Source organism: uncultured Erythrobacter sp. (genome assembly GCF_947499705.1).
Lineage (GTDB): Bacteria > Pseudomonadota > Alphaproteobacteria > Sphingomonadales > Sphingomonadaceae > Erythrobacter.
Window position 1 is genome coordinate 1,504,303 of record NZ_CANMPJ010000001.1, and the last position, 23,073, is coordinate 1,527,375.

The 23,073-nt window shown below is 60.0% G+C and carries 23 protein-coding genes; 7 read left to right on the top strand and 16 right to left on the bottom strand.

Annotated features, from left to right (window positions below; genetic code table 11):
• Positions 1-12: 12 nt before the first annotated feature.
• From Q0837_RS07070 to Q0837_RS07085, 4 genes are all read right to left on the bottom strand, one after another.
• Positions 13-1,191 carry an RsmB/NOP family class I SAM-dependent RNA methyltransferase gene (locus Q0837_RS07070; RefSeq protein ID WP_298466845.1) on the bottom strand — a complete coding sequence of 393 codons (1,179 nt, stop codon included), beginning with the start codon at positions 1,189-1,191 and terminating at the stop codon, positions 13-15.
• A gap of 256 nt (positions 1,192-1,447) precedes the next feature.
• Positions 1,448-2,902 (bottom strand): IMP dehydrogenase, encoded by a 1,455-nt coding sequence (gene guaB / locus Q0837_RS07075; protein WP_298466847.1) that lies wholly within the window; start codon positions 2,900-2,902, stop codon positions 1,448-1,450.
• An 87-nt stretch (positions 2,903-2,989) separates the two neighbouring features.
• Positions 2,990-4,471 (bottom strand): M20/M25/M40 family metallo-hydrolase, encoded by a 1,482-nt coding sequence (locus Q0837_RS07080; protein WP_298466849.1) that lies wholly within the window; start codon positions 4,469-4,471, stop codon positions 2,990-2,992.
• Positions 4,468-5,223: a 3-hydroxybutyrate dehydrogenase gene (locus Q0837_RS07085; protein ID WP_298466851.1), complete on the bottom strand. Its 756-nt coding sequence runs from the start codon at positions 5,221-5,223 to the stop codon at positions 4,468-4,470. Before Q0837_RS07085 ends, Q0837_RS07080 begins: the two co-directional genes overlap by 4 nt.
• A 116-nt stretch (positions 5,224-5,339) precedes the next feature.
• Between Q0837_RS07085 and Q0837_RS07090 the strand changes: the two genes are divergently transcribed.
• Positions 5,340-6,200, top strand: coding sequence for a neutral zinc metallopeptidase (locus tag Q0837_RS07090; protein WP_298466853.1), 861 nt, complete (start codon positions 5,340-5,342; stop codon positions 6,198-6,200).
• A gap of 58 nt (positions 6,201-6,258) precedes the next feature.
• Complete coding sequence (locus tag Q0837_RS07095; protein ID WP_298466856.1) at positions 6,259-6,687, top strand: hypothetical protein; 429 nt, start codon at positions 6,259-6,261, stop codon at positions 6,685-6,687.
• Between the two features lie 66 nt (positions 6,688-6,753).
• Here the strand turns inward: Q0837_RS07095 and creD are convergent, their stop codons facing one another.
• The 3 genes from creD to Q0837_RS07110 all read right to left on the bottom strand — a co-directional run bounded on the left by creD (position 6,754) and on the right by Q0837_RS07110 (position 10,345).
• Positions 6,754-8,184: a cell envelope integrity protein CreD gene (gene creD, locus Q0837_RS07100; protein WP_298466860.1), complete on the bottom strand. Its 1,431-nt coding sequence runs from the start codon at positions 8,182-8,184 to the stop codon at positions 6,754-6,756.
• 137 nt (positions 8,185-8,321) lie between these two features.
• Positions 8,322-9,959, bottom strand: a complete 1,638-nt coding sequence (locus Q0837_RS07105) for a M56 family metallopeptidase (protein ID WP_298466862.1) — start codon at positions 9,957-9,959, stop codon at positions 8,322-8,324.
• Positions 9,956-10,345 (bottom strand): BlaI/MecI/CopY family transcriptional regulator, encoded by a 390-nt coding sequence (locus Q0837_RS07110; RefSeq protein WP_298466865.1) that lies wholly within the window; start codon positions 10,343-10,345, stop codon positions 9,956-9,958. The genes Q0837_RS07105 and Q0837_RS07110 overlap by 4 nt, the downstream gene beginning before the upstream one ends.
• Positions 10,346-10,472: 127 nt before the next feature.
• Here Q0837_RS07110 and Q0837_RS07115 point away from each other — a divergent pair, with 127 nt between their 5' ends.
• Complete coding sequence (locus Q0837_RS07115; RefSeq protein ID WP_298466868.1) at positions 10,473-12,032, top strand: esterase-like activity of phytase family protein; 1,560 nt, start codon at positions 10,473-10,475, stop codon at positions 12,030-12,032.
• Between the two features lie 3 nt (positions 12,033-12,035).
• Here Q0837_RS07115 and Q0837_RS07120 read toward each other — a convergent pair whose 3' ends face one another.
• From Q0837_RS07120 to sdhC, 5 genes are all read right to left on the bottom strand, one after another.
• Positions 12,036-13,025 carry a C13 family peptidase gene (locus Q0837_RS07120; RefSeq protein WP_298466871.1) on the bottom strand — a complete coding sequence of 330 codons (990 nt, stop codon included), beginning with the start codon at positions 13,023-13,025 and terminating at the stop codon, positions 12,036-12,038.
• 185 nt (positions 13,026-13,210) lie between these two features.
• Positions 13,211-13,495: a GIY-YIG nuclease family protein gene (locus Q0837_RS07125; RefSeq protein ID WP_298466874.1), complete on the bottom strand. Its 285-nt coding sequence runs from the start codon at positions 13,493-13,495 to the stop codon at positions 13,211-13,213.
• A gap of 336 nt (positions 13,496-13,831) precedes the next feature.
• On the bottom strand, positions 13,832-15,685 hold the full coding sequence (gene sdhA, locus Q0837_RS07130) for a succinate dehydrogenase flavoprotein subunit (protein WP_298466877.1): 1,854 nt from the start codon (positions 15,683-15,685) through the stop codon (positions 13,832-13,834).
• Positions 15,685-16,071, bottom strand: a complete 387-nt coding sequence (gene sdhD / locus Q0837_RS07135) for a succinate dehydrogenase, hydrophobic membrane anchor protein (RefSeq protein ID WP_298466880.1) — start codon at positions 16,069-16,071, stop codon at positions 15,685-15,687. The genes sdhA and sdhD overlap by 1 nt, the downstream gene beginning before the upstream one ends.
• On the bottom strand, positions 16,071-16,466 hold the full coding sequence (sdhC, locus tag Q0837_RS07140) for a succinate dehydrogenase, cytochrome b556 subunit (RefSeq protein ID WP_298466883.1): 396 nt from the start codon (positions 16,464-16,466) through the stop codon (positions 16,071-16,073). The genes sdhD and sdhC overlap by 1 nt, the downstream gene beginning before the upstream one ends.
• 108 nt (positions 16,467-16,574) lie before the next feature.
• On the opposite strand from sdhC, the gene Q0837_RS07145 reads away from it, so the two are divergent.
• Genes Q0837_RS07145 through Q0837_RS07160 form a run of 4 tightly spaced genes read left to right on the top strand, consistent with a single transcriptional unit; the run spans position 16,575 to position 19,749 of the window.
• Positions 16,575-17,285 carry an SDR family NAD(P)-dependent oxidoreductase gene (locus Q0837_RS07145; RefSeq protein ID WP_298466886.1) on the top strand — a complete coding sequence of 237 codons (711 nt, stop codon included), beginning with the start codon at positions 16,575-16,577 and terminating at the stop codon, positions 17,283-17,285.
• Positions 17,275-18,174, top strand: coding sequence for a subclass B3 metallo-beta-lactamase (bla, locus tag Q0837_RS07150; RefSeq protein WP_298466889.1), 900 nt, complete (start codon positions 17,275-17,277; stop codon positions 18,172-18,174). The genes Q0837_RS07145 and bla overlap by 11 nt, the downstream gene beginning before the upstream one ends.
• Positions 18,171-19,082: a 50S ribosomal protein L11 methyltransferase gene (locus Q0837_RS07155; protein WP_298466892.1), complete on the top strand. Its 912-nt coding sequence runs from the start codon at positions 18,171-18,173 to the stop codon at positions 19,080-19,082. Before bla ends, Q0837_RS07155 begins: the two co-directional genes overlap by 4 nt.
• On the top strand, positions 19,072-19,749 hold the full coding sequence (locus Q0837_RS07160) for a DUF2459 domain-containing protein (protein ID WP_298466894.1): 678 nt from the start codon (positions 19,072-19,074) through the stop codon (positions 19,747-19,749). Before Q0837_RS07155 ends, Q0837_RS07160 begins: the two co-directional genes overlap by 11 nt.
• Here Q0837_RS07160 and Q0837_RS07165 read toward each other — a convergent pair.
• The 4 genes from Q0837_RS07165 to Q0837_RS07180 all read right to left on the bottom strand — a co-directional run bounded on the left by Q0837_RS07165 (position 19,746) and on the right by Q0837_RS07180 (position 23,072).
• Positions 19,746-20,951, bottom strand: a complete 1,206-nt coding sequence (locus tag Q0837_RS07165) for a DUF6596 domain-containing protein (protein WP_298466897.1) — start codon at positions 20,949-20,951, stop codon at positions 19,746-19,748. The two genes, Q0837_RS07160 and Q0837_RS07165, sit on opposite strands and share 4 nt — an antisense overlap.
• Positions 20,948-21,304: a YciI family protein gene (locus tag Q0837_RS07170; RefSeq protein WP_298466900.1), complete on the bottom strand. Its 357-nt coding sequence runs from the start codon at positions 21,302-21,304 to the stop codon at positions 20,948-20,950. The genes Q0837_RS07165 and Q0837_RS07170 overlap by 4 nt, the downstream gene beginning before the upstream one ends.
• 99 nt (positions 21,305-21,403) lie before the next feature.
• Positions 21,404-21,895 carry a CinA family protein gene (locus Q0837_RS07175; protein WP_298466903.1) on the bottom strand — a complete coding sequence of 164 codons (492 nt, stop codon included), beginning with the start codon at positions 21,893-21,895 and terminating at the stop codon, positions 21,404-21,406.
• Positions 21,885-23,072 carry a sterol desaturase family protein gene (locus tag Q0837_RS07180; RefSeq protein WP_298466905.1) on the bottom strand — a complete coding sequence of 396 codons (1,188 nt, stop codon included), beginning with the start codon at positions 23,070-23,072 and terminating at the stop codon, positions 21,885-21,887. The genes Q0837_RS07175 and Q0837_RS07180 overlap by 11 nt, the downstream gene beginning before the upstream one ends.
• Between the last annotated feature and the right edge of the window lies 1 nt (position 23,073).

The window sequence follows — 23,073 nt, forward strand, 5'->3', positions numbered from 1 at the left end:
GCGATATCGCTATCACGATGAACGCAGGATGGCGATAAAAAAGCCGTCCGTGCCGTCGTGGAACGGATCGAGGCGGATTCCTTGGCCGCGTGGCCGCCCCAGAGGCAGGTCGGGCTGTTCGGCTTGCCAACCGTCATGACGATCAAGAAATGCAGCAAGTCGGTCCGCTCCTTCCTGATCAAGCAACGAACAGGTGATGAAAGCGATCCGCCCTCCGGGCTTCACCAGCTTTGCAGCAATATCGAGAATGTGATCCTGCAGCGCGGCGAACTTCTCCAAGCGTTTGGGCGTCAATCGCCATTTCGCCTCGGGCTTGCGCCGCCACGTTCCAGTCCCTGAACACGGCGCATCGACCAGCACCAGATCGGCACTGCCCAAGAGATCATCGAGCGCTTCCAACTCGCGGTTGGGATTGAGTTCGCGTTGCTGGATCAGCCCGGCTCCAGCGCGTTCAGCACGCGGACGCTGCCTCGACAAGCGACCGCGATCCGTGTCCGCCGCGATCAATTGCCCTTTGTTCTGCATCGCAGCGGCGAGCGCGAGTGTCTTTCCCCCTGCCCCGGCGCATAGATCGATCACGGTCTCGCCCGGTTGTGCAGTTGCAGCGAGGCAAGCGATCTGGCTGCCGTGATCCTGCACCTCGATCTTGCCGTCGCGGAACGCTTCCCATTGCTCGACCTGTGTACCCGAAGGCAGTCGCAAGGCGTGCGGGGCAGCGAGCGGTTCGCCTGCTTCTGGCAGCTCCAACCCGTTACGGTCGGCCTTGAGAGAATTGACGCGGATGTCGAGCGAGCCTCTGCCCAGCATCGCCTCTGCAACATCACCTTTCACGCCCGATTTCGCGAGCCCTTCAACCAGCCATTGCGGTGCCAGTCCGGATTTCGCGGGTTCTTCGTGTTCACCAATCGGTTTGGGCGCGTGGGTGGAGCCGTCGAACATAGCCGCCAGCGCCTCGTCCTCAGTCGCCAAAGCCAACATCGCGGTTCGCCCGGTCTGCGGCACCGGCCCGCAATGGCGGATCGCCTGATAGGCCAGTTCTCGGACAGCGCGCCGATCTTTCGATCCAGCATAACGTCGCTCGCGGAAATAGGTCGCGATCAAGCGATCGGCCGGAGCGCCCTCACGCTCGGCGGCAGCGATGATCTGATCGAGCAGCTCAATTGCGGCCTGCACCCGCGCTGCGGGGGTCACGGAATGCGTCGCGCAGGGCGTAGGTTGAGCTCGTACCGAGGCTCTTCACAACGCCATGCGAAGGCCTTCGATTTCCCCCACCGGCTATCCGGTCTTTCGATCCTGTCGGCTGCCATTGCCTTACCTGCCTCTTCGCATCTTTCCTGAGACTCCATGAGGCGGAGTGTAACATCCATGCTTTCCTGCGCCGCCGACGGATCCCACATCATCACAATCAGCAGAAACGGTATAGGACCGTCCATCATCTCAAGACTCCTCAGCGCGTCGGGTAATTCGGTGCCTCACGTGTGATCGCAACATCGTGAACATGGCTTTCTGAAAGGCCAGCATTGGTTATGCGGACGAACTGTGCACGTTCTTTCAGATCAGCGATTGTAGGGGAACCGGTGTAACCCATCGCCGCCTTCACGCCCCCGACAAGCTGGTGGACCACATCCGAAGCCGGTCCCTTGAACGGCACCTGCCCCTCGATCCCTTCCGGAACCAGTTTCATGGCCGAGACGTCCTGCTGGAAATAGCGGTCGGCGCTGCCGCGCGCCATGGCTCCAACACTTCCCATTCCGCGATAGGCTTTGTAGCTGCGCCCTTGGTAGAGGAACACTTCGCCGGGGCTTTCGGCCGTGCCCGCCAACATTGATCCCACCATCACGCATGATGCGCCCGCTGCCAGCGCTTTAGCAACGTCGCCGCTGGTGCGCAGGCCGCCATCGGCAATCACCGGGACACCGGACTTGGCGGCTTCAGTAGCGCTCTCCATTACGGCAGTCAGCTGAGGAACGCCGACACCCGCCACCACGCGTGTGGTGCAGATTGAGCCCGGTCCGATGCCCACTTTAACCGCATCTGCTCCGGCATCGATCAAGGCGCGGGTCGCTTCGGCGGTCGCGACATTGCCGGCGATAACCTGCACCGAGTTGGATAGCTTCTTCGCACGCTCCACGGATCGCGCCACGTCGGTGTTATGGCCGTGTGCGGTGTCGATGATCACGACATCCACTTCGGCATCGACGAGCGCTTCGGTGCGAGCAAAACCCTTGTCGCCAACTGTCGTCGCCGCTGCGACACGTAGGCGACCCGCTTCATCCTTGGTCGCCTGCGGATAGGTGACCGCCTTTTCGATATCCTTGACTGTGATCAGCCCGATACACTTGTAGTCGTCATCGACGACCAGCAGCTTCTCGATCCGCCGCTGGTGTAGCATCCGCCGCGCTTCCTCTTGGCCCGTGCCAAGCGGCACGGTGGCCAGATTTTCGGTCGTCATCAGCTCGCGGACAGGCTGAGCCGGGTTTTCGGCAAAACGAACATCGCGATTGGTGAGAATGCCCAGCAACTTGCCCGCTTCGTCGGTGACAGGAATACCGCTGATCTTGTGCTGCGCCATCAGCTCTTCGGCATCGCCGAGCACAGCATCGGGGCCGATTGTGATCGGGTTGACCACCATGCCGCTTTCGTAGCGTTTGACCGCGCGCACAGCCGCGCATTGCTCATCAACTTCCAGATTGCGGTGCAGCACACCGATCCCGCCCATCTGCGCCATGACGATTGCCATGTCCGCCTCGGTCACGGTGTCCATCGCAGCGGAAAGTATTGGAATGTTCAGTCCGATCGAGCGCGTCAGCCGAGTTGAAGTGTCTGCCATCGAAGGCAGCACATTGCTTTCGGCGGGACGCAGCAATACGTCATCGAAGGTAAGGCCTAGAGGGATATCCATGTGCACGGGCGGCTTTCATTAGCAGGAGCGAATCGTGCACGCCCATGTAGGGCGGCTTGTCCCAGTGCGCTAGGGGAGGAATCCGAGCTATCCGCCGGTGGCTGGATAAGTCGCCGTATTGGCCACTCGCCGGACCAATTCTTCATGCAGCAGCAGATCGTCGATCGCACCGCCCAATTCCACCTTGTCGATGCTGTCGGTCGGGCCGTGATAGTCGTTTGATAGGTATGGACCGAGCACGATTTCCGAGCTGAATGCGGTGGAGAGCATGACGCTCGGTACGCCTTCTTGCAGCAACGCCCAACCGTCCTGTCGCTGGACGAAGCTTTCGGCGAATTCCCGGTCGCCGAGTTCGCGCGCTCCCTCGCTGATGACTTCGCGGATGATGGTGTCGAGCGGTGTCCGCCCTTCTCCTACGAAGCCGACAGCGCTTCCAGCTGGAGCCACTGCGACAGTATCGAAATTGAACGCCGCGACCACACTGTCGAGTGGAATTGCCGGTTCTGCAACGAAAGCCTTCGCACCGAGCAATCCAGCCTCTTCGGCGCTGGTCGCGAGCACGTAAATATCGCGGTCATAGGGTCCACTTGCGGCGAGGCGGCGCGCTAGTTCGAGCATCACAGCGACACCGCTGGCATTGTCGACCGCGCCATTGCAGATTGCAGCCGGGTCCGCTTCGGTTCCGCATTCTCCAAGGTGGTCCCAATGCGCGAGCAGCATGACCGCGCCGGATTGCGGCACCTGACCGCGCAGCATGCCGATGACATTGTAACTGGTAAACTCGCGCCGGATCGACGTTGCCTCGATACTGGCGGTCACATCCAGCGGTTGCGGGATGAAGCCTTCGTCTTCGGATTGCTGAAGCAGGTCCTCCCAAACCTCAGGCCGCAGCGTCTCTGAGAGTGTCTCTCTGGTTGTGAAAGCGCTGAGGTCCTGCGTCTCTTCGGATGCCAGCAGCATGCGCTCACTTCCGCGCGCGCTGCGGGTGCTGGCAATCGCCTCCGCATCTTCTACCACCGTGATGATCGCAACCGGGTTCTTCTCGAACAGGATGCGTCGGCGTTCTGGGCTGACCCCGGGTTCGCCGAGCATGACAATGACCCGGCCAGTTACGTCCTCTTCCGCGACTTCTTCCGCCAGCGTGCCGACGAAGACCATCTCGGCTTCTTCGATCAGAGCGCGGCGACCGGACGTATACGCTACAGAGAATTCCTCGGCGATCTCAACGATGTTCGATCCGCGCCGGAACGCCAAGCGGCTGCTGGCAGGCTGCGTCGCGATCAATTGCACCGGCGCGCGCCATGCGCTGCCCGGATCATTCGTGCCTGAATTGAAACCGGCGCGCCGAAGTTCCTCAGTTATGAAAGCCAGCGTTCGTTCTTCGCCCAGGGTACCCGGGCGGCGGCCGCCAAATTCATCGCTCGCGAGCACTCCAATATCGCGCATCAGGCTTGCTTCGATCACAGCCCGTTCTTCGGCAGGGATCGTAGCCAACGGAGCGCGCGCACAGCCAGCAAGCGCCAACAGCGCCGCGAGAATCAGCCCCGTTTGCGCCCCCAGTCTGGTCATTCGGCGGTCCAGCCTCCGTCGATGCTCCAGTTCGCTCCGGTCACGTTGCCTGCTTCTTCGCGGCAAAGAAACACGGCGAGCGCACCGATTTCATTCGGTTGGACAAATTTCTTGGTGGGCTGTTTGGCGAGCAGCACATCGTTGATGACCTCGTCGCGGCTCAAGCCCCGTGCAGCCATAGTGTCCGGAATTTGCCCTTCGATCAGAGGCGTCCAGACATAGCCGGGCGAAATGCAATTGGCCGTCACCCCGGTCTGCGCCAATTCAAGCGCGATCGTCTTGGTAAAGCCGTCTACCGCATGCTTGCTCGCATTGTAGGCGCTCTTGAAAGGGGAAGCAGTTTTCGAATGCGCCGATGCGGTGTTGATGATCCGGCCCCAGCCCGCGTCCTTCATACCCGGCACGGCAAGCCGCGTTGTGTGGAACGTGGCTGTCAGGTTGAGCGCAAGGATCGCGTCCCATTTGTCAGTCGGGAAGTCCTCGACCGGCGACACATGCTGCATGCCGGCATTGTTCACGAGGATGTCGACTGCGCCGATCTCGTCCATCATGGTTTCGATAGCGTCTGGATCGAGCAGGTTTGCGCCGTTGTAAGCCGCGCCCAAATCGGCTTCGAGTTTCGCGATCTCCTCGCGATCGCCTAGGCCATTGAGCACGACGTGCGCTCCCTCGGCGGCCAGCGCGCGAGCGATTGCGAGGCCGATCCCGGATGTCGATCCGGTCACCAATGCACGCTTTCCCTTGAGGAACATCGACAACTCCTGCACTTAAGTACTCAACACAAAGCTTTTGCCGCACGTTTCGCCGCTGTCCAGCAAATTGCGAACCAGTCGCGGTATTAAGCTCGGGTCATGGGAGGAACATAGCTTTGCGGCTCAATCGGTTCGATACGTCGAAGATCAAGGTTCGCGGTGGCGGTGGCAGAGGCCGCGCAGCAGGCGGCGTGGGTTGCGGTACAATTATCATCGCCATCATTGCTGCGGTGGTCTTCGGTGTCGATCCGATGCAGACCATCGGTGCAATCCAGGGCGGGCAACAGACAAGCGCTCCGCAGGCCCAACAGGGAGCACAATCTGAGGAAGCGCTTTGCACCACAGGACCGTTCGCGACAGAGGCATGCAATGCGCTGACCAGCCTCAATGAAACCTGGGCTCCGGTGTTCGCCAGCGCCAATGCCCGGTTCGAACAACCAACTCTCATTCTATACCCGTCGGGCCCGGTCAGCACACAAGGCTGCGGCAACGCGTCATCGGCAGCAGGTCCATTCTACTGCCCTGCCGATATGGGCATCTATCTCGACACCGCGTTCTACGACACGATGGCCCGCCAAATGGGCGCCGGCGGCGACTTCGCACGCTATTACGTGATCGCGCACGAATACGGGCACCACATCCAGAACCTACTCGGAACAGCCAGTCAGGTTCGCAGCATTCAGCAGCGCAATCCTTCGCAGTCGAACCAATTGCAGGTGCGCATGGAGTTGCAGGCTGATTGCTATGCCGGAGTCTGGGCAGGCAAGAACCGAAACCTGATCGAACCTGGTGATATGCAAGAGGGATTACGCGCAGCCAGCGCGATTGGAGATGACACTTTGCAACGCCGTGCAGGTCAGCGTATCAACCCCGAAAATTTCACCCACGGAACCAGCGAACAGCGCATGCAGGCACTGCGTCGCGGATTGGAGAGCGCCAATGGCTCAGCATGCGACGTATATTTCGATTTCAGCTAAAGGCGTTTTTCTGAGTACAGCGCTCGCGCTGTGCAGCACTGCGCCCCTGTTGGCGCAAGTGCAGCAGGATGAACCCGATGTCGAGGATGTCGCGCGCACGCCGCTCAATGATCTCAACATCGATTCGAAAGACATCCCGGCGGCTCTGCTTGTCGCTGCTGAGGATCCATACGCCAGGGATAGTCTGACTAGCTGCAACGCCATCGTCGCTCAAATCGCCGAGTTGGATGAAGCGCTTGGCCCGGACTACGACATCGCCGGCGAATCCGACAACAGCGTCAGCGAAGGTAAGGTTGCGCAAGGAGTGGTCGGATCTCTCATTCCGTTTCGCGGCATCGTGCGCGAAGTATCGGGCGCAGCGGGCGACCAGCGCAAAATGCGCGCCGCAATTGCCGCTGGCATGGTGAAGCGCGGTTTCCTTAAGGGCATCGGACTTGAGCGCGGCTGCAATTATCCCGCCCGCCCTCGCCCTGTGCCAGCAAGCTAATAGGCCACGAAAAAGGCCGGAGCAGTCCACCAACCGCCCCGGCCTCTTCATTTGCGAAGTCCCGCTCTATGCGGGGACCGAACCCACCTCCGGTTCTTCGCTGCCAGTTAAATCGACAGGCCCCTCGCCCATGGTCACTTTCGACCATTCGATGTTGCGCGTTCCGTACATCACGCCAGCCAGCGCGAAGAACAGCATCAACGAACCGATCACCAGCGACCATGCTTCAAGATTGAGCAGGACGTAGAGAACGGCATAGAGGCCCGCCAGCAGCGCCGCGATGAAGCCAGCCCGCCGCCAACCGCCCAGCACCGCTGCGCTGTAGCTGGTTAGCAGCCCAATGATCGCTGCACTTGCGACTATATAGGCCCACGCAAATCCGATCATCTCTGAAAACGCGAGCAGCATCACAAAGAACAGGATCAACCCTGCTCCGGTCAGCAAATACTCCGCCGAAGCCACACGCGCGCCTGCAACGATGTCGAACATCAGGAAGGCGAGGAATGTGAAGCCGATGAACAGGAACCCGTATTTCAGCGAGCGCTCAACCCGCTTGTAAAGGTCGACCGGCTCCATCAGCGCAATCGTGGCAATCTGATCACCTGAGCCGCTGGCTTCATCGATATAGCGTGGCTCTACCGGGTCTCCGTATGCAACTGGCAATGCCGGGGCAGACGTGCTCACCAAAGACTGCCCAAGCGCAAGGTTGGAGATTGACCAGCTCGCCGAGAATCCCTCGGCGGTTGCTTCACGGTCGCTTTCACCGGGCAGGAAATCGCCGGAAAAGCTCGGATGCGGCCAAGTCGATTTTACGTTGAAGTTCGATTCTTCTCCTCTTGGCACCATGCTGAACGCGCTACTGCCTCGAAGGCCATAGCCGAAGTCCAGCAGGATCTGCTCGCCATCAGACCAGTCGAGAAACGCGTGAACCCCCGTGCCAGACTGGCTGTTTCCCAATCCAGGCCGCAAGTCCAAACGTTCCCCACCGAGCAGAAGCGTCGCGTCGGTCTGGAGCCCGCGCGGGTCGGAGATCGCCAGCTGAAGAACCGCTTCGTCCAAAAGCAACTGGTCGGTCTCAATCCCTAGGCGGTCGAGGTCTTCCGGCATGTTGAACAGAGCCGATCCGGTAATCGCGGCATCGTAAACCACCGATTGATGGATAATCCCGCGCGAGCGAACTTCCGGGTCGATCTCGGTTTCGAGATTTTGCTCGCTCGGCGAAATGTAGAGCAATTGGCGACTTTCGGTTCGGCGTGTCACGGTCTTCCCGTCGACCACTTCGTTGGTGGTGCGCGTGACCATGTAGGGCACGACCAACATTGGTCCTGCCACCACCTGCGCCCCGGCCCATCCAGCGGTGATCGAATTTTGCGCGACGCGGGCCTGATGCTGGCGATCGCTCACCAACCAATAGACCATCGCGAGGGGAATGATCAGCAGCGCACCGATCATTCCGACGAGTAAGAGTTTTATTCCTGGGCTTCGCTCACCAGCCATTGTTCATCCTCCTGAATGTGAGACGAACCGTTCTCTGGGGGCGATGAAATGAATTCTATCTGAATTGTCCATACAGAAACGGCGGACACTCTAATCGTGCCCGCCGTCAAATCCTGGTGCCTATCGGAGGCTGGAGATCAGGTGTCGATATTGTCTTCCCAGTTTTCGATCTGCTCATCGAGCGTTTCGAGCAGGTCGCGGCGCATCTTGCCTTGAATCTCGCGGTTCTTGGCGATTGCGCTGCGTGCTTCTTTCAAACCTTCGAGCGCATGCGCCATCACACGCGCCTGGCACAGATAGACCTTGCGGACCTGCCCCTCGTGTTCCTCGACCGTGGCAACTTCGTCGTTGTCACCGCGGCATTCCATTTTGACGACCGTCTTGCCAACGGACTGCATGTCGGTTTCGACCTCGACCAATGCTTCCTGGATCAGAACCGGTACGTTCTCCAACTCCTTCTGGGCTTCGGCCAGACTCACATGAACTTCGGCGAGGATTTCATCCATCTCTGCTTGGCTCATCTTGCGACCGGAGTTTACGATCCGAATGTTCTGAGTCCGGTTGGTCATCTTCCGGTCTTCTTCGACGTCGACATCGCTCACAACAAACACATTGCTGCTGGTTTCGACTTTGACCTTTTCACTCGCGCCGGGATCAATCGTGATAATCTTGACGTCTTTCTCAACCTTCGGTGCTTCTGGCGGTGACGGCGGCGCAGGAGGTTTGGGCGCAGCCGGGGCAACCGCGCTGACCAGTGGCGCAGCAGGCGCTACGGGAGGTTCGGGTGCCTGACTCTCGGCGTAGCTGATCGAGGCGGTCAGCGGCAGAGCGAGCACTCCGAAGCCAAGAAGGGCGCGGCCGGCAATGCGGCGGCGGGGGGTTTGGTCGGACATGGTCAGGCTCCTTAAACGGTGAATAATCGATTTGTCGCCCAGCACCGGGCACGCCATCGGGGCGGCGAGCGCTACGTTCGGGCCGGCGGCAAAACTGGCAATGAGGTTGGCGTAGACGGCGCGGTCTTCGGCCGGTTTGGAAGCGACCACTCGGGCATCGCAGGCGGCTTCTTGGTCGCGGCGGAGTGCCAGCCAACCATAGCGGCCCAGCGGGTTCCACCAATGCAGCGCGAAGAGTGGCTGCACTGCGACATTGATCAGCAGATCGCGGCCTTCGTGATGCGCCATTTCATGCGCCAGAGCGAGGTCACGCGCTGTGCGGTCAGGCTGCGCCATGAAACCTTCCGGCATAGCGATCACAGGATCGAGCACACCGAAAGCTAGCGGGGCTTTCGTTCCAGGTGTTTCCACCAAGCGGATCTTACCCGCCTTGCCCACTTCACGCGCATCGGAGAGCAACTCACTCCGCAATTTGAAATAGGCGGAGAAACGCAGATACATAAAAATGGCGGCGCCGATAAGCCAGGCAACAAAACCGAGCTCTAGCCAAGGTGCGGCATCGAGCAAGGTCTGCGGGGTAATAGACATGGCATTATCGGTCGCCGCCTCCGTCGAGCCCGCAACAGCCTCTTGTGTCGCAACTGGAGTGGCAGGGCCGAGGATCAGGAAAGTCGAGGTGGTTTCTTGTGTTGGCGCGCTCTGGGCTGGCGCGAGCCAGTTGGGTAACTCGAGTGGCGGAAGGATCAGCCGCAGAGCCGGGATTGCCCACAGAGCATAGGCGGTCTGCGGACCAAGCCAGCGCGCGATTGGGCGGCGGATGAAGAGGACCAGCGCGATCAGTGCAGCGGTCCAAAGCAGCGTGTCGAAGAGCCAATCGGTCATTGCTTCAGCTCCTTCAACAAGGCTTCAATCTCTGTGAGGTCGTCCTCGCTCAGCGCTTCTGTCTCTGCGAGATGCGCGACCAGCGAAGCGGCCTTTCCGCCAAACAGTCGGTCAACGAGGCGGCGCGATTCACCGCCGACATAGTCAGAGCGGGCGATCACAGGACTGTAGAGAAACCGGCGACCATCGGGCCGCGTGGCAATGGCTTGTTTCTGGACAAGGCGCGAAAGCAGCGTCTTGACCGTAGCCAAACTCCAACCGCGATCTTCGCAAATTTCGTCGCACACCTCAGTGGCTGAGATAGTTCCGCGATCCCACAGCACTTCCATTACGGCGTGCTCGGCCTCGCTGATGCGTTCAGGCTTTACCTCTTCGGAATCGGACACCGGCTTCCTCCTCACCTGCTCACGATTACATCTGTAAGCACATCGACTACGGCTGTAAACATGAAGCCCACATGAATGATTGTTCAGGCAGCTTGTCCCTCGATAAATGCCCGATATGATGCGACGAATGACATTCAGAGCCTTCGTTCTTACCGCCCTCGCCTGTTTCATCGTAAGTCCCGCCATAGCGCAGGACGACGTTCTTCCGCTGACAGAGCCGGTGGAGCTCGACTCCGCAAATCCAGAAACCAGTGACTTGGGTGAACTGAGCTATCGCGGCGGGGTCGTGATCGAACCGGGCGAGTACGAGCTCGGCGGTATCTCCGGGCTCGAATGGCATGAGGACCGGCTCTATGCCGTTCTGGATGACGGGCGCTGGCTGACCATCACCCCGGACGAAATTCAGGGCCAACTGGTCGATGTCCTGACCGTTTCCGGCGGGCCATTGCTCGATCTCAAAGGCAAGAAGCTGAAACGCAAATCAGAGGCCGACGCAGAAGCGATCGCGCGCGCTCCGGATGGGTCGTGGTTGGTCGCGTTCGAGCGAGATCATCGTATTTGGCAGTACGGGTCAATCGACGGCCAAGCCTCAAGCGGTTCTTTTCAAGTCGATTTGACGAAACTTCCTCTGACAGAGAATGGCGGCATCGAAACGCTGGCCACCTATGAAGGCGGTGCTCTCATCTGCGCAGAGCAGGCCGATGCCGCGACGCAGAATTGCCTGCGGACCGATACAAGCGGCGCGGCGCAATTCACATTGACGCCACCACCAGCAGTGGCCGAGCATGGCGGCGTGCCGACCGACGCCACCTGTCTGGCAGATGGCACCTGCTATGTCCTGTTCCGCAGTTATCGCTCCGACTACGGCAACCGCGCCGGCGTGCTTGAACTGTCGTTGTCGGGCGAAACTCGGGTGCTCGCCGAAATAGCTCCGCCGCTCACGATCGACAATTTCGAAGGGATCGCGGTGCGCCAGCATCGGGGCAAAACCTTTCTCTACCTCGCTTCGGACAACAACTTCTCCAGCAATCAGCGCAACCTGCTGATGAAATTCGAAGTGCGCGGCGCGACTCCAGCGCCACTCGCTACTGCTCCAACCGGACCTATCGAGGAACCTGAACCTGTCACGGAATACGACACTGTAGACGTTGTGCTCGAAACCACATTGGGTGAGATCACCGTCAGGCTCGAAACCGAGCGCGCACCGATCACGGCTGCGAACTTCCTGCGCTACATCGAGGAGGACCGCTTCGATGGCACCGTCTTCTACCGCGCGATGCACATCGAATGGGGCCCGCAACCAAACGGGTTGATCCAAGGCGGAACGCAGTGGGACCCGAAACGCGTGCTCCCGGGCATCCAGCACGAGCCGACCAGTGAGACGGGCCTCAGCCATACACGCGGCGCGCTCTCCATGGCGATGGGCGAACCGGGCAGCGCCAATGGCGACTTTTCAATCATGGTGCAGGACCAGACCGGTCTGGACGCCAAACCGAACTCAGACGATCCGATATGGAAGAATGGCTATGCCGTCTTTGGATACGTGATTGAAGGAATGGCTGTGGTCGAGGCGATCCATGCTCAGCCGACCGATCCCGACGCGGGCGAAGGGTGGATGAAAGGCCAGATGCTGGCGGAGCCTGTGACGATCACAGAAGCGCGGCGGGCTGAGGCCGCTTCGGAATAAGTGCTATTCTCCGTTCGCCGGACGTCCAACCGGCTCAGTAGCCGTCTGCGGCATCCGGGCTTCAAGCTCGCTTAGCCATTCCGCCACGCCGTCCCCGATCACCATCTGCGGCAGGGAGGCAAGCAGACGTCGCTCGCTTTCCCATTTGGCAACTGACCGACCGGCAGCGCGCGCGGCATCGCCAAGGCTTTGAGGCTGGCGCAGCGCGCGATTGATCATTGCATCGCCGTAGAACGTCCAGTCGTTCTCAGCCTCGCACCCGAACGACGTGCGATTGCTCGCAGCGGCAGTCATGATCGCGGTGTCCGGACTGGCAACCTCCGGGATAAACACGCCTGAATAGCAGGCACTCAGGATCAGGATGCGCCGCTCGATCCCGAGTTCCTCCAGCACCGACTTGAAACGCTGCGGGCTGAGGATGCCATAGCCGGTGTCGCCGTAGTGATAAGCCAGACCCAGATCGAGGCCGTGGCTGGTTGAGTACATCACCAGAACGTCTTCTTCCGGGTCCATCACTTCAGCGATCTTAGCGAGGCTAACGATAAGCGCGTCGATTGATCCCTGTGGCAGATCGTTGCGCGTCCCGTCCGGCCCAGCGAGCGTAAGCGTGCGCCCTGCCCCGTCATAGCGCCGCGCGAGCACCCGACCGGCCTCTCGGACTTCGCGGGCAAACACCGGGTCGCTGTCGAGCGCGATAGTCAGCACATAGGCATCGACCGTGCCAGGACGCTGCGGCTGCAGCTGGGCGAGTTCGGCATCGAGCCGCTGCCGCTGATCGAGAATTTCCGCCGCACTTCGGCCTCGGTGCATTTGCGGTCCCAGCGCAAAGCTGGCGCGCGCTTCCTCGCGATTCTCGCCAGTGGCCAAGTTGGGAAACGGCAAAGTGTGCGGCGGCGGTTGGTTTGGATTGACCGAAGGCACCGCATCCTCAGCCGGGATTGGAGACGCAAGACAGGCCGCCATGCCGAGACAGATAAGTGCACGCTTGATCATCAGGGCAGGCTGCCTTTGATCGACACTTCGGTCAAGCAATCTGGTTGTGCAAGCAGCCCCAAATGCGCGGCCTCGGTCGAAAATAGCGCAACCACTGTAGCGGGCGTCCCAAGTAAGGCGGGATAAATCCACTCCACAAATAGCCTAGGAAAACGTTCGTCCTGAGCCTGTCGAAGGACGTGCTTCTAGGTGTCCGCGCTCCGAGACAGGAACTGAACCCGGTCCCAATCCCCGGCAATAGGCGCTTCCTTCTTGGCTCGGCTCCAGCCCTTGATCTGTCGTTCTGCGGCGAGCGCTTCATGCCTGGTCGGGAAGTCCTGCGACCATACGAGCTCGACTGGTTGCCTGCGAGCGGTGTAGTCGCTGCCTTTGCCTGACTGGTGCTGACCGATGCGGAATTCAAGTTGGTCGGTGTGGCCGCAATAGTATGAGCCATCCACGCATTTGAGCAGGTAAGTGTAGAACGCCATTGTCTAGCTCGGGCGGTTTTGCACGTCCTTCGACAGGCTCAGGACGAACGGGCTACTACATTCTAGAACGTTTCACGTCTGCGCGTGCATCCAATGGTTTTGGATTCACGTTTTTACTGCACGCCAAATTCCAAATGTCATCGATTGCAATAACCACTGGGCTCCCTTCGGACTGTCCCGAAGACGACTCAGAGGTATAGACGGTCATTCCTTCCGAGCTCACTAGAAGCTTGAATGCTGATCCATCACTCGCCTTCATCCTGAAACAGACTTCACCGATTGTGTAGTCGGTAAGCTCTACACAAGGTAGCTTTCCGATCTTGATGCCGTGGGCACTCAATAAACCCGCGCTTTAGGCTCGATATACTCCGCGTCGTCGGTCAGCGTGTACTCATGCACCGGACGGTAATCCAAGCGGATGTTTGAACCGCGTCCGCCCCAGCCTTCGAACCATGCGACGGTGTGCTTCATCCACTCTTTGTCGTTGCGATCCGGGAAATCTTCGTGTGCGTGCGCGCCTCGGCTTTCCTTGCGGTTCGCGGCCGATGCCATGGTGACGTTTGCCTGAGCCATCAGGTTGTCGAGTTCCAGCGTCTCGATCAGGTCGCTGTTCCAGATCAGCGATTTATCGGTGACGTGGATGTCTTCCATCCGCTTGTTCTGATCGGCGAGCTTTTGAACACCTTCATCCATCAGCGCGGTGTCGCGGAACACGGCGGCGTGCTGCTGCATCGCCTTTTGCATGTCCGAACGGATTGCTGCGGTGGGTGAGCCGCCTTCGGCATAACGGAAGTGATCGACGCGGGTGAGCGCAAAGTCAGCACTGTCGCCCGGAAGCTCTGGCTGGCTTGCACCTGCTTTGAGATTTTCCTTGAGATGCAGGCCGGTTGCGCGGCCAAACACAACGAGGTCGATCAGCGAGTTGGAGCCGAGACGGTTTGCCCCGTGGACCGACACACAGGCCGCTTCGCCAACAGCATAGAGGCCCGGCACAACCGTGTCCGGATTGCCGTCCGCGCCCAAAGTCACGACTTCGCCGTGATAATTACAGGGGATGCCGCCCATATTGTAATGCACCGTTGGCGTCACCGGCAGCGCTTCGCGGGTCAGATCGACGCCGGCGAAAATCTTGCCGCTTTCGGTGATACCCGGCAACCGCTCAGCCAGAACCTTGGGATCGATATGGTCGAGGTGCAGGTGGATGTGATCGCCATCAGGACCAACACCGCGCCCTTCACGCATTTCAAGCGCCATTGAGCGGCTGACGACGTCGCGCGATGCGAGATCCTTCGCCGATGGAGCATAGCGCTCCATAAAGCGTTCGCCTTCGGAATTGGTGAGGTATCCGCCCTCACCCCTCGCGCCTTCGGTAATGAGCACGCCCGCGCCGTAAATGCCGGTCGGGTGGAACTGGACGAACTCCATGTCCTGCAAAGGCAGGCCAGCGCGCAGCACCATGCCGCCGCCATCACCGGTGCAAGTGTGCGCCGATGTCGCGGTGTAGTAGCAGCGGCCATAACCACCGGTGGCGAGCACTACCGACTGCGCGCGGAAGCGGTGAATCGTGCCATCATCCAGGCACATCGCCATCACGCCGACGCACTTCTTCACGCCGTCCACGTCAGCCATGATCAGGTCGAGCGCGAAATATTCGATGAAGAAGTCGGCATCGTATTTCAGGCTCTGCTGGTACAGCGCGTGGAGCATCGCATGACCGGTCCGGTCAGCCGCTGCGCAAGTGCGCTGCACGGGCGGACCAGCGCCCATATTCTGCATGTGGCCGCCAAACGGACGCTGATAGATCGTGCCGTCTTCGTTCCGCGAGAACGGAACGCCAGCGTGCTCCAGCTCGTAAACCGCAGCCGGCGCTTCGCGCGCAAGATATTCGATCGCGTCTTGATCGCCCAGCCAGTCCGAACCCTTCACGGTGTCGTACATGTGCCAGGTCCAGTGATCGGGCGTGTTATTGCCAAGGCTCGCCGCGATGCCACCCTGCGCCGCAACCGTGTGCGAGCGGGTTGGGAAGACCTTGGAGATGTTCGCGGTGCGCAGGCCAGCTTCCGCTGCGCCCATTGTCGCGCGCAAGCCAGAGCCGCCAGCGCCGACCACAATCACATCGTAGGTGTGATCGATAATCTTGTACGCGCCCTTGAGATCCGGACCCTTATCGTTGTCCGCTGCAGTGGCCATTATGCTGAAACTCCGAGTGCGAGGCGGGCGACGTTGAAGATCGAGAACGCGCCTCCGCCGATAACTGCAATATTGAGCGCGGTCAGAGCCGCGAATTTCGATCCGCTTTCGTGGACATAATCCTCGATCAGCACCTGCAGACCCATGCGGGCATGCGCAAACAGGCTGATGATAAGCAAGATCATCGCGGTCGCCGGGATCGGTTGTGCGATCCAAGCGCTGACGGTGGAATAGCTGAGATCGCTGAGCATAACGAAGCTGATCAGCAGCCAGCTCATCAGCACCAGATTACCGATGGCTGTGAAGCGCTGCACCAGCCAGTGATGCGCGCCTTCCTGCGCCGAGCCGAGCCCGCGCACTTTCCCGATGGAAGTACCGTTACCCATTACGCCAGCGCTCCCTTGGGAAAGAGGATCAACATCCAGAACCCGCACGTGAGCAGCACGGCGATGATTGGCGAGGCAATCGACCACATCTTATTGGTGTCGAGCTCATAGCCCGCACCGATATCCAGAACGAAGTGGCGCAGCCCGCTCATCATGTGTGTGAAGAACGCCCAGCTCAGGCCGACCAGGACGACATAGCCCAGCGGCGATGTCATCAGATCGACGAACGTGGTGTAAGCTTCAGGACCACTCGCGAGCGCTCCGAGCCACCAGACCAATATGCCCAGCCCAACCAGTGCCATCCCATCACCGGTTGCCCGGTGAAGAATGGAAATGAACATGTGCGGCCCCCAGCGCCATATCTGGAGGTGCGGTGAAAGCGGTCTCTGGCTCATGGATATCCCGTCCAAACGTGTAAGTGCCTGCTTCACTTAGCGGACCGCGCGTGTGAGGCAAGCCGTGAGCGCTCGACTCCAGTTGCAAAGTTTTGGATAGGGTCTTGCATGAGCTACATTCTTGTCACGGGATCGAGCCGAGGGATTGGAGCGTCAGCGGCTGAAGCGCTGACCGAACGAGGCGTCCAAGTCCTCGGTCATTCAACCAAACCTACATCACTCGATATGATCGCAGCCGACTTCGCCAATCCGCTGTCGGTGCAGATGCTATGGGAAGAAGCGCTCGAGCGTAGCGATGGACAAATCGATGCGGTCGTCAGCAATGCGGGCGTGTTCGAAGCCAATAGGCTCGACCGCTCCGACATCGAATGGCTGGATGCTTGGGAAGACACGATGCGGATCAACCTGACGGCGGCCGCGCAACTCAGCCGGTTTGCGGTGCGGCACTGGCAGTCGCGTGGCGTCGGAGGACGCTTGATCCATGTTGCCAGCCGCGCAGCCTATCGCGGTGATTCTCCGGCGCACTGGCACTACGCCGCAGCCAAGGGCGGCATGGTGGCGATGCACAAGACAATCGCGCGTGCTTATGCCAGCGAAGGAATTCTCTCTTACGCCGTCACGCCCGGTTTTACCGATACTGCGATGGCGGGGGATTACCTCGAAAGCCGGGGCGGAGCCGGATTGCTTGCGGATATCCCGCTCGGAAAAGTGGCGCAGCCTGAAGAAATCGCCCGCATTATTGCGTTCTGTGCACTAGATGCTCCGCCTAGTATGACCGGCGCGGTGATCGACGCAAATGGAGCGAGCTTTGTTCGTTAGAATTCTGATTTTGGCCGCCGGGCTGACGCTGGCTTCTTGTGCAACCAGCGAGGCGCAAACTGCAAAAGTCCCGAAAACTGTAACGCCCGCTCAGTGGGCCGAGGGCTGCGAGCCTTGGGACGAGTGGGACAAGCCCGCCCCTCCGTTCCAAATTCACGGCAATACGTATTACGTCGGCACATGCGGAATATCCTCGATCCTGATTGTCGGAAAAGAGCAGCATTTCTTGCTCGATACAGGGACCGAAGCTGGATCTGAGGTTGTGCTTGGTAACATTCGCAAACTGGGCGTCGAACCATTCGAGATATTCGCCGTTGGATACAGCCACGAACATTTCGACCATGTCGGTGGAATGGCCAATGTGATCGAAGCAACCGGCGCAAATCTGGTCTCGTCACCGGCTGCCGAGACGGTCTTCAATACAGGCAAAGACAATCCGATCGACCCGCAATCTGGCATGCATGAGCCAATGGCACCCGTCGCTGTCGAGATGTTGATCGATAACGGCGAAACGATCATCGTCGACGACACCGTTTTCACGGCCATTTTCACCCCAGGCCACACGCCGGGCGCGCTTAGCTGGCACTGGGAGAGCTGCGTTGGAGAAGATTGCAAGTCAATCGTCTACGCCGACAGCCTCTCCCCCGTCAGCCGCGACGACTACAAGTTCTCCGACCATCCCGACTACATCGCCGACTATCGCGCAGGTCTTGAGAGGCTTCGCAAACTCGCATGCGATATCCTGCTAACTCCCCATCCTTCGGCCAGCCAGATGTTGAAACGCGCGACCAGCGGTACCTTCGAAGGCGGCATGACCTGCGAGCAATACGCCGATGCGGTGGAGAAACGCCTCGATGCGCGTCTCGCCCAGGAAGCCGCCGGAGAATGAGTGACAGTTGGAAGCTTACGACCCACGCAGCCAAGCAGGTCGTGCAGGCCGCTCTCTTGGTGCATGACGAAATCGAGGAATGGGACCCAAATCTCGTGATTGCTGGCCGGGAATTGTCCGAGGATCGTCCGGAAGACTGGGTACTGGAAGCGTGGTATCCCGAAAGGCCCGGCGCAAATCAGATCAGCGCCCTATCCAGCCTGTTTGCGGGCAATGCGCCCAGCTTCAAGCGCGAGAAGTTGCCCTCCTCCGATTGGGTTGAACTCAGCCAGCAAGGCGCCGAACCGATCCGCGCGGGACCATTCTATGTTCGCACGCCCGGACATGATCCTGATCCCGGCGCGCACAATTTTCTCATTCCCACCGCCCTCGCTTTCGGCACAGGCCAACACCAGACAACCGCCGGGTGTCTTGAGATGCTGGCGCGACTTAAGCGCGGGGGCATCCGGGCGCGCGACGTTGCCGATATTGGAACGGGGACAGGCTTGCTTGGTTTTGCAGCGCTGTCGCTGTGGCCCCGCGCTCGCATCACCGCATCCGATATCGATCCGGTCTGTGCGCCGGTGGTTGAGGAAAATGCCCGGCTGAATGGGATCCCGTTGGGCGCGAAGCCAGGTGCCATGACGATCGTCATCGCCGATGGCATGAACGATCCTCTGTTGCAGGTTCGCGGCCCCTACGACTTGCTCATCGCCAACATTCTGGCTGGTCCGCTGGTCGATCTCGCGCCCGACTTCGCGGCCTCAGTGCAACCCAGAGGCAGCATAGTGCTTTCCGGTCTGTTGGCGGGCGAGCAGGAGGAAAAAGTACGCCGAGCCTATCGCCGTGCCGGTTTCCGCCTCGTGGAGCGATTGCAACGCGGCGATTGGGCGATTCTGTGGCTGAAGCGGCGGTCCGGTGGCCGGTAAGGCTTTCCGAATCGCGCGGTGGATTGGGCTGGCACTGCTCGGACTGATCGCCGCCTTTCTGCTGTCGGCCTGGATCGGCTCATCGATACCCCGCAACAGCGAATGGGTGGAACCCGATGACGGGGTCACGATCTTGGTCGGACACAACGGGATCCATACAGAAATCATCATGCCGATCGCCACCGAAGCGGTAGATTGGCGCTCGCATTTTCCCCTCGGTGACATCGACAATCCGAACCGCGATTACACCCATGTCGGCGTGAGTTGGGGCGAGCGCAGTTTCTTCCTCGAAACCCCGACGTGGTCAGACTTGAATGTGTTCACGGCCATCGGTGCGCTGTTCGGCGGCGACGGGCTGATCCACGCAGCGTATTATGTCCGCCCTGCCCCAGCCGACGACTTTCGCGAGCTTCGCATCCGCCCAGAAGAGTACCGAGTGTTGATCGATCAGATCACTCGCGACCTCAGCCCAAGCGAAAGCCGTCAAACCTATGGCGGATATTCCAGCCATGACGTGTTCTACGACGCGCTCGGCACCTATCACCTTGGCAACACCTGCAATCAGTGGACCAGCGACCGGCTCGCCGCAGCGGGGATCGAAACCGGTCTTTGGACGCCGCTGCCCGGAGGCGTGATGAAATGGGTGCCGCGCCCCGGCGAGCGTTAAGCGCCGGTGAGTTCGATGCGCTTGCGCTCCAAGAACATCCGCTCCGCGCTCTGCGGTCCCAAACCAAGCGCCGTATCCAGCGCCTGCGCAGCACCCTCGCGGTCCCCCGTCTGGATCAGCAATTCTGCCTTCGCCGCGTAATACGGCCGCGCTGACTTCAGCCGATCGACGGGAAGTTCCTCGAGCGCGGTCAAACCAGCCTCCGCTCCCTCGATCTTGGCAACCACCATCGCCCGATTGAGCCAAACCATCGCGCTTGGACGAAGCGCCAACAACGCATCGTACAGAGCCAGCATCGCATACCAATCAGTCACGCCGTCAAATGCGCGACGCGCATGGGTCAGCTGGATCGCAGCCATGATCTGATATGGGCCTGACTGCGCATGAACCGCAGCATCGTCGAGCCAGATTCGTGCCCGCTCAATTGCGGCGCGATCCCACAAACTCGTGTCCTGTTTCGATAGCGGCACCATCGCGCCGATTGCGTCCACCCGCGCCGCTTCGCGCGAACGTGCCAGCCACACCAGCGCGGCGAGACCCAGAGCCTCGGGCTCCTGAGGCAGCAGGTCAGCGACCATTTGCGCCAGCCGGGCGATCTCCTCCGACAGCTCGGCATCAACCTCACCGCCTGCATCCTGATACGCCACCGTGTAAGCCAGTTCGAGCGTCAGGAGTACGGCATCCAGCCGTTCTCCCCACGCCTTGCGCGGAGGAAGTTCAAACGCGATCCCCGCATCGCGGATCTTCGCCTTGGCGCGGGTAATCCGCTGGAACATTGTCGCCTCGCCGGTGACGAAGACCTGTGCAATTGCGCTTACCGGCAGGCCGCAAATCACTTTCATCGCCAGCGCGGCGCGCGCTTCCAGCGCAAGCGCAGGATGACAGCAGATAAAGATCAGCCGCAGCCGTTCATCGGGAATCGCTTCGGGAAGTTGAATGATATCTGCCACATCGTTCACCAAACTGGCGCCGTCCGCCGCGCGTTCCTCTGCCTGACGTCGCCGGATCGCATCCACGGCCTTGCGTTTGGCCACTGTCAGCAGCCACGCCGGAGGATTATCGGGCGGAGTATCAAGCGTGAGGCAAGCCTCAGCAGCCTCGGCGAAGGCATCCTCCGCCGCATCAAGATCGCGCAAATGCGCGGCCAGGGCAGCAACCACCCTTGGCCGCGCATGGGCGATATCAGCAGCGAGGTTGCTCACTCTTCATCCGGCCAGATCGGGCGGATCTCGATCGCACCATTGCCGGGAACAGGGATCATGCGCGCCCATTCGATTGCACCGTCAAGATTGTCCGCTTCGACAACGTAATAGCCGCCAAGCTCCTCATGCGTTTCTGCAAATGGACCGTCGTGCAGCGTGCCCTCACCAGCTTTGTATTTGATCGTTGTGGCTGTTGAAGCTTCACGCAATCGGTTGCCGGACCATTCGGTGCCGCTCTCAGTGAGCTTTTCGATCAGCTTCATGTGGCCAGCAAGCGTTGCTTCCATAACCTTGGCAGCGTCTTCGCCGGTGTAGGCATCTTCACTTTCATTGATCAGCAGCATGTATTGCATGTCGTTTCTCCGTCATCAGCCGCACCACTTTGGCGAAGCTCCGACCTTGAGACGAATGGCGCAAGCCGGATTCGACAGACCTCGCAAAATTTCGTGTAATTATTTCTCGAGAGTTCCTTCAAGCAGGTTCAGCGTGTTGCGGGTGAACGCCCACATATTGGCGATCCGATCATCGCTTGAGGTCTCGACAATTGCCGTTCGCTCAAATCCATCCGGCCCGACAACCGCCGCAACGCTCTGCCCTGCGGGAGCGCCAGAGGGATGGCTCGATCCGCCCACGGAACCGCTTTCGGCAATCCCCCATTCGGCCCCGAAATTGTCGCGGATCGCGCGCGCCTGAAGCACTGCGTAGTCCTCAGTGGCCCCGCGCATTCCTTTGTAGGCTCCTCGTGGAAGAGCAAACAATACATCGCGAGCCCTGAACGAGTAAACAATCCCGCCGCCGACATAGAATTCGAGCGCGCCCGGAACGGTCAGCAAGCTCGCCGCGATCATTCCTCCGGTTGCGCCATCGGCGACCGCGATCTTCTCATCCCGCCCGCGCAGCAACGCTGCGATGCGCGACGCCTGTGGGTGCAGCTCATCCAGCATCGTTGGTCTTCTTGCCGATCCGAGTCCACGGATAGAGGAACTGACGGGCGTAACCCCGCGGCACGTCCTCGGGAATGCCATAATTTTTGGGCCAGCGATCTTTTGGCAGATGGAATGTGCCGAACAGCTTGTCGATCCACGGGAAATGGATGGCGAAGTTCACATCGAATGCTTCATCTTCGAGCCCATGATGCCAGTGGTGAAAGCGCGGTGTCGCGATCCAATGGCCAAGACGGTTCAGATTGCCACCGACGTTGGCGTGGAGCAGCGACGACCAGACATATACGAAGCCAAGATAGGCCTGCATTACCGACGGGCTGAAGCCGAGCGTGAACAGCGGTAACGAGGTGGTCGCGCGCAAAAGGATGATCTCGATGAAGTGCATCCGCGATCCCGCAAGCCAGTCCATCGACTTCGCACTGTGATGCACCGCGTGGAAGCCCCACAGGAACGGCACCTGATGGAACAGCCGGTGATACCAATATTGCGCCACATCCGAGGCGACCAGGACGATCACGAATTGAACTAGCCACGGGAGGCTCGCGACTCCTGCACGGAACGCATCCCAGCTGCTCGTATTCTCATTGATCATCGTCGACGGCGCGAGCGCCAGAAAGCCCAGCAATTGTACGAACATCGAACTGATCAGGAAGTAGAACAGGTCCTCGCGCCACTCTGCCCTGAACAGCCGCTGTTCTCGCTTGTGCGGCTTCAACCTTTCCAGCGGCGCGAACATGAAACCGGTGGCGAGCAGGTTCACCACAAAGAAGTCCAGACCGAAGAAGATTCCCCAAGATTGAGTCTCTTCCGGCTGCACATTGGAACCGCCCATCAGCGCGGCGGTCAGGCCGATCATCAATGCGAAAAAGCCAAGCGCTTTACGAGAGCGCAGCAGCAGGCTGAGCAAGGACAGCGCGTAGCTGGCCAGCAGAATAACGTGGATCGCCGCGCGAAAACCGCTCCAATCCTTTACGAGCGCGAGCTCCGGTGTCGCAAACCAATCCGGAAAGCGCAGCGCAACCACCATCAGCAGACCACTGATCGCGAGCAGCAAGGCGAAGAACCCTGAAAACCAACCGCTGCCGAAGCGCCGCACTTCGCGCCGCGCTTCGAGGTCGCGCATCAGTTGTTTGAAGAAGCCCGGCACTCGGGTATTCATTTCGTCTTCGAGTTTCATT

Bases quoted from the DNA above. Each gene is read 5' to 3' on its own strand.
- guaB (WP_298466847.1), bottom strand. From the start codon at position 2,902: ATGGATATCCCTCTAGGCCTTACCTTCGATGACGTATTGCTGCGTCCC.
- Q0837_RS07080 (WP_298466849.1), bottom strand. From the start codon at position 4,471: ATGACCAGACTGGGGGCGCAAACGGGGCTGATTCTCGCGGCGCTGTTG.
- Q0837_RS07085 (WP_298466851.1), bottom strand. From the start codon at position 5,223: ATGTTCCTCAAGGGAAAGCGTGCATTGGTGACCGGATCGACATCCGGG.
- creD (WP_298466860.1), bottom strand. From the start codon at position 8,184: ATGGCTGGTGAGCGAAGCCCAGGAATAAAACTCTTACTCGTCGGAATG.
- Q0837_RS07105 (WP_298466862.1), bottom strand. From the start codon at position 9,959: ATGACCGATTGGCTCTTCGACACGCTGCTTTGGACCGCTGCACTGATC.
- Q0837_RS07115 (WP_298466868.1), top strand. From the start codon at position 10,473: ATGACATTCAGAGCCTTCGTTCTTACCGCCCTCGCCTGTTTCATCGTA.
- Q0837_RS07120 (WP_298466871.1), bottom strand. From the start codon at position 13,025: ATGATCAAGCGTGCACTTATCTGTCTCGGCATGGCGGCCTGTCTTGCG.
- Q0837_RS07125 (WP_298466874.1), bottom strand. From the start codon at position 13,495: ATGGCGTTCTACACTTACCTGCTCAAATGCGTGGATGGCTCATACTAT.
- sdhA (WP_298466877.1), bottom strand. From the start codon at position 15,685: ATGGCCACTGCAGCGGACAACGATAAGGGTCCGGATCTCAAGGGCGCG.
- sdhD (WP_298466880.1), bottom strand. From the start codon at position 16,071: ATGGGTAACGGTACTTCCATCGGGAAAGTGCGCGGGCTCGGCTCGGCG.
- sdhC (WP_298466883.1), bottom strand. From the start codon at position 16,466: ATGAGCCAGAGACCGCTTTCACCGCACCTCCAGATATGGCGCTGGGGG.
- Q0837_RS07145 (WP_298466886.1), top strand. From the start codon at position 16,575: ATGAGCTACATTCTTGTCACGGGATCGAGCCGAGGGATTGGAGCGTCA.
- Q0837_RS07155 (WP_298466892.1), top strand. From the start codon at position 18,171: ATGAGTGACAGTTGGAAGCTTACGACCCACGCAGCCAAGCAGGTCGTG.
- Q0837_RS07170 (WP_298466900.1), bottom strand. From the start codon at position 21,304: ATGCAATACATGCTGCTGATCAATGAAAGTGAAGATGCCTACACCGGC.
- Q0837_RS07175 (WP_298466903.1), bottom strand. From the start codon at position 21,895: ATGCTGGATGAGCTGCACCCACAGGCGTCGCGCATCGCAGCGTTGCTG.
- Q0837_RS07180 (WP_298466905.1), bottom strand. From the start codon at position 23,072: ATGAAACTCGAAGACGAAATGAATACCCGAGTGCCGGGCTTCTTCAAA.